We start from the raw sequence: 9501 nt of genomic DNA, 5'->3' as shown, positions 1-9501 counted from the left end.
ACCCTGAACTTAATTCTTATATCGTTGATGTTAGAAGCCGTTGAAAAACCAGACTTACCCACCCAGATATTAACATATTTATAGACAAGCCCTTCTGGATCGCTGTTAACTAGTTTAGACCTGTCGTTAAGGACCTCTATAGTTGATGTTACCTCACCTGAGTTCTTAAGGGAATGGAAACTAATGGACTGGATAACATCACCTTCGTTTGTGAACTCATAAGTAACATTGGAATCCATTAGCAGGTATGCACTGGCAACATCTTTCAACGCTACGTTCTCATAGTCTTCGGAACTACCTGCACCGCCTCCCCCTCCACCACTAGTACTCCGGCTGGAAGTGGCGCCACTGCTGCTACCTCCGCTGCTTCCTCCAGTGCCGCTATTGCTTGAAGAGGGCGAAGAAGTGAGAAGGGTAATATTTACCATGGTACCTTCGGTCCCATCAACATCATAAGGCAACAGTGAATATTCATAGCTTGTGTTGCTATCCAGTCCACTGTCTACATATTGAGATGTGGGTCCTGTTACATTCCCAATAATAGTACTGTTCCTGTATATTTCAACAAAAGCTACATCCGGAGAATTGGCCCAGGTCAAAGTGATGGAACTTGGACTAATGTCACTTGCTAAAAGATCGGAAATAAATGGTGCAGAATTGAGGACATCGATCGTTATGGTCTGTGAATCATTTAGACCGTTCGACTCTGCAAGGAATGTAACAACATAACTCCCCGCAGCTGCCGGAGCCCAGCTGAAATCACCTGTTTCACTATTCAGCTCAGCACCCTCAGGAAGTGCTACTGCAGAATATGTGACAATATCCCCATCCTCATCGGTGGCAGAGATATTGAAGCTCAGAAGATGGTTCTCATCTGCGACCTTGTCACCAATGTCAGCAAACTGTGGTGCTCTGTCGATGTTATTAACTGTTATCACTACATTTTCTGACTTCATCAGACCATTGGCATTAGCCACGAACTGGACATCATATACTCCTGAATCACTATAAGTTGGAACCCAGTTGAATTCACCGGTCACGTTATTAAGATCAGCTCCGTAAGGCAGGTTCATGGCAAGATAACTAATAGAATCCATATCAAGATCTGTAGCTGAGATGGTGAAACTAAGCAATTCACTCTCGTTCACCTCTTTGCTACCAATGGGACTTAGTACCGGTTCTCTGTCAACATTGTTCACAACGATAGTAATATTCTCAGAATCGCTGAGATTACCTGCCTCTGCAACAAAAACTACATTATAGTTCCCGGAATCATTATAGTCTGGTCTCCAGCTGAATGCCCCTGTACCAACGTCAAATATTGCCCCTTCCGGCAGCCCAATTGCGGAAAATGTGATAATATCCCCTTCAGGATCACTGGCTGAAACGATAAACCCGAGAAGATCATTTTCATTGACAGCCTTATTGCCTATCGGACCAAGCTCCGGTGCCCCGCCTATGTCACCGACAGTGATCGTTATTGTCTCTGAGTCACTAAGTCCTCTGGCTTCTGCGGTGAATATTACCTGATAGTTCCCGGCCGCATCAGGAGAAGGCATCCAGCTGAAAGTCCCTGAACCAGCATCAAATGTGGCTCCTGCGGGCAAACCGGCTACAGAGTATGTAACTGCATCCCCATCTGGATCATTTGCTGATATTGCAAATTCCAGAAGACTGTTTTCACTTATCTCCTTGTTGCCGATCACTTGAAGCTCCGGTGCCCTGTCGACATTATTGACTGTTATCACCGTTGTGCTGGAATCTGTGTGCTTTCCATCTGTCACTGAGAATCCAACAATATACGTCCCAGCATCATCATGTGTAGGAGTCCACGTAAATACATTATCTTTCAGGGTACCAAAGAGAGCATCTGTGGAATATGTGAGATCGTCACCATCCATATCCGTTGCCAGGAGAGTGATGGTCAGATCTTGGGTTTCATTTATTTCCCAGTTACCAATATCTGCCAGCACAGGAGCACGATTCACATAAGCATTGAAACTGTTCAGTGCATCCACTCTCCCATATCCAGAAATATGATCAAAACCTGAAGATTCTACATCCTGGGCAGTTTCATACAGTATGTCCCGTACTTCAGCGGCTGACATGGTCATGTCATTTCCCCACAGCTGTGCAGCCACTGCTGCGATATGGGGTGCTGATGCACTGGTCCCTGAGAAAATAGTACCAAAATTGCCTGCTCCAGTGACAGCTACGCGATCAATCCCAGCAAGATCTGGTTTCTCTCTGGTCGTAGAATCAGGATATGCAATGGTCACAGGTCCTCTTGATGAAAAGAATTCTACGTTATCATGATCGATGTCATTGGCAGATATTGCCGCCACCGAAATGACATCTGGCACCGCCGGATGGCCAAATATGGAATCACTGGATGTGAGGTTCGTTTGGTCCAGAGTTACTCCAGAGGTGGGATAGATGAAAAGTTCAAGAGTGCGCTGCTGTGCCGTACCGTCGCTATTTCTGATCTTTATATAAGCTGGCTCTGTAAGATAGGATGTCGTGGTCCATTCTAACGGATCACCGTTCCCATTTTGCCTATTAGTGGAAGAGGCAATGGTCCTTCCGGACCTGTCCAGGACATAAAGATCATAGTCATTGCCAGAAGATCCAAATTGATCATCCCATTGGAGGAACACCTGGAAAGATGTCCTGGAGGGGAGAGGAAATATCTTGTTGTGAAAGCCAGTACCATCATCAACGAACGATCCCTGATAATGCCTCATTCCTGAGTTGCCGGCAGAGGAGATGTATATTATGGTATCATTTGCTATTACTTCAGCGACGTGCTTAGCAACAACCCCATCCTCAAAAAATGGCTCATCGGGCCATGTTATGTCATCCACTATGATAGTGCAGCCCGCTGCTACTAGTTCATCAATGGCATCGTTGAATTCATATACACTGTTCCCATGATCATGGAAGTATAACTTTGCACCTGGAGCCATATCATAAATGATCTCCATCATGGCAATACCTTCATTGCCGCCAACGCTATTTCTCAATACTGTGACATCTGAAGGCAGATCCCCGGAAGCCCTTGCTGCGGATATTGCATCCACACCGTTGGAGATCACACCTATCTTTATGCCACTGCCATTATGGTAATAGCCAGACCTTACAAGATCGGTCCTGTGAATAGCATCTCCTGCCGTCGTAACAGAACCACTGTTCACCAGCGGGCGTATAACTGTCCTTATATTGCGTACTTCTTTCAGGGAAGCTATCTCTTCCAGACCGCTTACATCTACCCAGGCAGCAACAATTGAATTTGCTTCATCTATGCTGGTAACATTCCAGACATAAGGATCAATTACAGAGGTTTGGTTCCCCTGAAGAAGGCTGATATATACAAATACCAACTGCTGTTCAGATTCAGTATTAACTGCTGTTGAAGGAACTGTGGTTGAAGGCTGGACAGCATTAGTGTGAGATGTTGTTCCCGGGCCAGGGCACTCTGAATCCATGATCATCTCAACAAGGTCACTGCTTACTTTTTGCAGTTCTTCTGTAAGGATCATAGTATCATTGAAGTTTATACTCTCTGTAAGATCTGAGGCAGGGGCCTCGTTTGCACTTGCCATGGTTAACGAACCAGATAGAAGTATACCTGCCAATAATATAAAAGCAAAACCAACCAATTGCTGAATCTGTTTTTTACAATTCATCCAAAATACCCCTTATTATTACTACCAAAATTATACATCCCATTCACAACGAAGATTACTTTGTTAATATTATGATTTGTGGGGTATGTCATTTAAGTTTAAGTAAGTAATCTCGAATTATATTTAAACTCATATAATATTTTAAAAGCCGGACACTGTTATAGATGTATCCTTTTACATTCACTGACTCAAAAAGATAAGAATACCACCACATTTCATAAATATGAACTAATCATATACAAAAGAGATCCCCATGAGAACTATCATTACCCTGAACATGAACCCTGCAATAGACAAAAGCACTACAACAGAACATGTGATCGCTGAACGCAAGCTGTACTGCGGACCTGCCAGCTATGAGCCAGGTGGCGGTGGAGTAAATGTTTCCCGGGCCATAAAGAAACTTGGAGGAGGATCATTGCTTGTATATCCGGCCGGTGGCATGCCTGGTAAGATGCTCAATGAACTCCTGGAACAGGAAGGGATCGATCAACTGCTATTACCCATAAAAGGATTCACAAGAGAGAACCTTATTGTCCTTGAGGGAACTACAGGAAGGCAGTTCCGTTTTGGGATGCAGGGCCCAAAGCTAGAGAGGGATGAATGGGAACACTGTCTTCTGGAACTTTCCAATGCCAACCCGGCCCCTGATTATCTGGTAGCCAGCGGAAGCCTTCCTTTAGGCGTACCTTCTGATTTCTATGCCCGTGTTGCACGTATCGGAAAGAAAATGGGCGCAAAGGTCATCATTGACACTGCTGGCGATGCCCTTGCACATGCACTGCAGGAGGGTGTGTACCTGATCAAACCCAATGTACGCGAGTTCAGAGAGCTTGCAGGCAACGATATAAAAGAAGAGTCACAGATAATAGAAGCAGCTCAGAGCATGGTCAGGGCCGGGCAGTGCGAAGTGATGGTCATATCCCTGGGTGCGGCAGGTGCTCTGCTGGTTTCCGAAAATATTGTGGAACACATTGTGCCCCCAACTGTGCCCATTAGCAGCAAGGTGGGAGCAGGGGACAGCATGGTGGCAGGCATTGTCCTAAGCCTCTCAAGAGGAAAAGAACTGAGAGAAGCTGCCCTATATGGGATAGCTGCCGGGTCTGCTGCTGTGATGACCCCCGGGACCGAGCTATGCAGGAAAGAAGACACTGAGCGGCTCTATGCAAAGATGATATCTTCTAACTGAATAAAAGAAGGCAAACAGGAAAGATAAAAACCAATCATCGATAAACCGATGACAGCAGAACACTCCTGAGTTATCGTATCGATTCAATGAGTGCTCTGCCTTTCGGTCTATCTCAGATCCATTCTTTACTTCATCAAAAAGGCATTAAGGAACAAAATGCCTACTTCACATCCTCCTCTTTCTCATGAATCCTATAAAGACTGCACCAACTGCTCCTGCCACAAGAATAAGAGCAACTATATCTGAACCCGAGAAGGTAGGACTGCTGCTTTCCGGCTGGGACACGGTTTCTGTTGTCATCTCATAGCCTTCCACATAGTTCGGGTCCTGAGTTGATCTCATGGACTCCTGAGGCACTTTGTCCAGATCTGTTCCAACACCGCCATCGGTTTGAGTGGTCTGATTGCTGGAGCCTCCAGGTTTTACCTGTGCAGAACCTGTGGAACTTCCACCCTTGCTCTTTTCAGCAGATGTGGTGTCAGTTGCTTCAGTATCATCACGGAGAGTTGCCTTGTAGAGTTGCTCATTATATTTATCGATAACTTCCTCACTGACAACACCTGGTACAGAAACCACACCCTGTACGAAATCGTCAAGAAGGGGGTTACCGCAGGTGTGATGACAGCATGTGGCTCCATTCTCCGCCACGGATTCCATATACTCCTGGGTCAGGCTTTGTACCACCTCATCAGAAGGTTCCCAATACCCTTTACGGACAGCTTCCAGCATCCTGCCGGTGATGGACTGGTATGCTCCAGAGTTCTCTGCATTGAACCACTCTTCCATACCCTCGTTGACATACGTCCTGTAGACATTATCCCATACGGAATCGTCCACAAGTTCAGGGTCTGTGACTTCCCATCCCCAAAGATTGTCCACGAACTCCGCCATCATCCTGCCACCGGCATATCCTGATCCCTGCATACCCTCTATCCATTTGGGATTGAAGTATCTCGAACGCAGGTTTTTGCTCAGGTATTCCTTCATTCCGGTCATCTGGGCATTATTCGGGTCCCGCGTATCCGAAACATACATCTCCGGCGTCTGATGGTCTTCCCTCGCATATCTGGTCGCAAGGTTCAGTCCACCGAAATACTGGAAGAAATCATCATTGTCCAGGGTATCATACAGATTGGAAGAATCCGAATGTACCGATGCTTCTACGTTCTTCAGGTTGGATGTGAGCAGTTCCTGGCATTGGTATCCCCACAGCTCAGTTCCATAGGCAAAGCCCATTTTCTCAAGATACAGAGTAGCGATCTCATCCTCGCTTTCCCAGATACCGCTTGCATCGATGGCATCACCGACCAGGATATCATAAGTTCCGTCCTGTACTGCAAAACATCTCATGGTAGAGAGGGTTTCAGCCATGGAAGCGGTTTCTTCCTCGGTCTCAAATGAGCCCTGAAGGCTTGCGTAAAGATCCTGGTATATAGCCTGTGTACTAGTGTTAACATAGTTGGGGTAATTCACCGAAGGAGCAGTATTTGCAAGTTTCACTGCATCATCCAGCATTTTGATCTTGCTTGGGAACGCATCCCTCATACCTGCAGTTGCATAAACTATGTCGATACGGGGTCTTCCCGGCAAGGAAGCATCGTAGTTGGGTAACAGTTCTTCTTCAGGTATGAGTTCCACACCGACCACGTAACCATTGCTGTCCCATACTGGTTTTACACCCAGCAGATACATAGCTTCAGCTTCCAGCGTACCATGGTCACGAATGAATTCCACACCAAAGCGGGAGAAAGAGACCTTTGTGGGATATTCACCATGTTCCTCATAGTAATCCACAAGCAGTTCCTGAGCAAGCATTACTCCCAATTTCCATGTGGCTTCAGAGGGATAAAGCTCAGGGTTCACCCCGTAAAAGTTCCTTCCTGTCGGCACAGCATTAGGGTTCATCACCGGATCGGTACCTGGACCCGCAGGTATGAAATCAGCACTCAAAGCATTGATCACCCTGTCCATCTCTATGGCAGAGTCAATGAGCCGCTGTTTATATTCCAGACCTCTTTTTAGGTCTATGGAAACAGATTCATTGGTATAACCGTATACCAGATCCTCAGCCTCATATACAGACGTGCCATTGGTCACAACTTCCCATACCATCCAATCGACTTTTGTATCATTCAACGGTATGCCCAATGGATAATCATCTATCGGATAATAAGCCGCTGTGACGTTGTCTTCGAAATATCCTTTCATCATGGAACGTACCATGCATGAAAGTTCATCCCTGTGGGGAGATGTAGCGTTCGTAGCTGGCACTTCTCCAAGTATGTGCATGCCATAGGGTATGTTCTCACTTGCGATCTCTTCCAGATATTCATGCAGCACGTTCTTTACGAATACATCAAAGAGCGTTTCATTGTATCCGTACAGTTCAGAAGCATTCAGCTCAAGGTCTGTTGTGAGATTTGCTTTTACCATTTCATCGACAATGATCATCTGATATCCTTTTTTCGTCTGGGTGGACATCTCCTGTCCGTAGTACTGCTGCACGTAACGTGACAGATTAGACAGTTGTCCGTATGTGCCAGAGCGTTCCAGAGTTGGTGTCATGTGATCGATGATCAGGGCATTGCCTCTGTATTCTGCTGTAAGACCTTCTCCTACATTGGCAACGATATATGGATAGATATTTGGCATGTCTTGCAATAGCAATGGGGACCATTCGGCCGTCCTGTTCATACCGTATGCTTGCCCTGGAAGCCATTCATGAGTGCCATGGGTTCCGAGATGGATGACGGCATCTGCATCCCACTGCTCATTAAGCCATAGATAGAAGGCTATATACTGATGTGGTGGCGGGATCAATGTACTGTGATACAACGTGTCATCACTCTGCATGAAACCACGGGCAGGCTGGGGCATGAGCCACACATTTCCAAACTGTACGGTAGGTATTACCAGATATTTGCCGGAATTGTTCTCCCATGTCATGAGATTCTTGTCCTCGGGTAAGTCTTCCTGCCAGGGTGCTCCCCATTCTTCTATTACCTCATCTCGCAGATCCTTTGGGATCTCTGCTTCAAACCATTCGCGATAGGTTTCCATGGGTATAAGCTGCAGTCCCCATGATGTTCTGTTCCCGACCATTTCATTGAGCACACCCGGAGACCAGCACCCTGCATTTATACCCTGGGCCTGGATCACATCAAGCAGCTCTGTGTTGTTCTCAGGCACTGAAGTAACATTGAAACCAGCATCCTGCATTTCCTGAAGCATGAGCCTCATGCTGGAAATTGTATCAAGGTAACTGGCTCCTATATTGTCCTTGCCTGAAGGATAGTTGTAATAGATCACCGCAACCTTCTTCTCGGAATTGTTCATTAACTTGAGCTTTGCCCAGTTTATGGACCTGTCCCCTATCCAGTCCACCTGGCTGTCCATAGGAACAGCTTCACTTGTACCGTTAGTGGAATCATATACATTCTTTCCTATGACAACATACTCAAAGATACCGTCAAGGTTCGGACCAAGGGTCATCCTCACTACCTGCGCATTCGGTATACCCCTGTTAGCATCTGCCGGATCAGGTGTCTGCGGAACGTCCACAACGATTCCTCTTAATACAGGTACATTGAGCTGCCTCAGTTCGCGCTCCCCTTTCTCATTGTAATAATAGTTCAGCCTGAAGCTCTTCAGGGAGATGACGCACTGTACAAGAGACTGATTGTTCTCATCACAGTAGTACTTGACAATGTCATCGAACGTATCGAATCCTACAATGACATTGCAGTTCTTGCTTTCAAGGTCAGAGATCAATGCATCCACCACTCCCATCTGGCCGTTGGTGATATCATCACGATGGAACCACATACCAATGGTGGGTTTTGTAGGATCGTAAACATGGTGCATACCATCATTTGTAGAATACCATTCCAGATACTGCTGCGTGGTCTCAAAGTATTTCCCTGAATGATCTTTATGGTAAAGCCCCACCTGTGGCACAGCAGAAGAATCGGAGACCTGTAATTGCCAGTCCGCAGTAAGTTCGGGATTGTCACCATATTCCTTGGCAAGGTAGATAAGGAAGTTCTCAGCACTAGTTAACTGGGCATCGGTCTGTGTACCCATGTTGTTGTAATAGTTAAGCAATGTGACATTTTCATCGCCTGTATATACATGATCAAAATATGCCGGTGTATCAATGGAACGCACATCAACGAACACTGTGCCTGCTGCATGAGCCTCCCAGAAACTCTGGTTCAGAGGACCATAGATGCTGCTGGAAAGCATATCGCAAAAGATCACATCCTGCTCCTGAAGTAAACCGCTTGAAACTGCCTGTAGTAACTCGTCACTGGGATCAGCCCAAGTGGTCACATTGAACGATGGAACGTAAGTGTATTCTATGTTCTGGCTGTACGGATTTGTCAGACTGGCATTTTCCAGGGCCGGGTTTGCTGCATAGCAAAGATACATGATCTTTATCGTATCCCATTTATCAGTAATCTCAGGATGGTTACCATACTCCTTTGCCAGATATAGCACAAGGTTCTCTGCATTGAGCCTTTCATCTTCAGTAGCAGTACCCATATTGTTATAATACGTATCGATCAACTGAGTGGATGAACCATCTGAAATGTAATCAAAATATCCTGGAGTGCCCATAGACCT

The 9501-nt window shown here is 46.0% G+C and carries 3 protein-coding genes; 1 reads left to right on the top strand and 2 read right to left on the bottom strand.

All coding sequences use genetic code 11. The annotated features are described in order from the left end of the window. A partial coding sequence (locus A4E24_RS00195; protein WP_292350646.1) for a putative Ig domain-containing protein occupies positions 1–3602 on the bottom strand: 3602 nt, incomplete at its 3' end. Positions 3603–3939: 337 nt separating this feature from the next. On the opposite strand from A4E24_RS00195, the gene A4E24_RS00190 reads away from it, so the two are divergent. Continuing rightward, positions 3940–4875 carry a 1-phosphofructokinase family hexose kinase gene (locus A4E24_RS00190; RefSeq protein ID WP_292350644.1) on the top strand — a complete coding sequence of 312 codons (936 nt, stop codon included), beginning with the start codon at positions 3940–3942 and terminating at the stop codon, positions 4873–4875. Between the two features lie 165 nt (positions 4876–5040). On the opposite strand, the gene A4E24_RS00185 is transcribed toward A4E24_RS00190, so the two are convergent. After that, a partial coding sequence (locus tag A4E24_RS00185) for a cobaltochelatase subunit CobN (protein ID WP_292350643.1) occupies positions 5041–9501 on the bottom strand: 4461 nt, incomplete at its 5' end.

It is taken from the genome of Methanomethylovorans sp. PtaU1.Bin093, from assembly GCF_002067275.1.
Taxonomy (GTDB): domain Archaea; phylum Halobacteriota; class Methanosarcinia; order Methanosarcinales; family Methanosarcinaceae; genus Methanomethylovorans.
The sequence above is the reverse complement of the archived record's forward strand: the minus strand, read 5'-3'. Positions and strand labels throughout refer to the sequence as shown.

Coding starts and splice junctions, on each gene's coding strand:
- A4E24_RS00190 (WP_292350644.1), top strand. CDS start 3,940: ATGAGAACTATCATTACCCTGAACATGAACCCTGCAATAGACAAAAGC.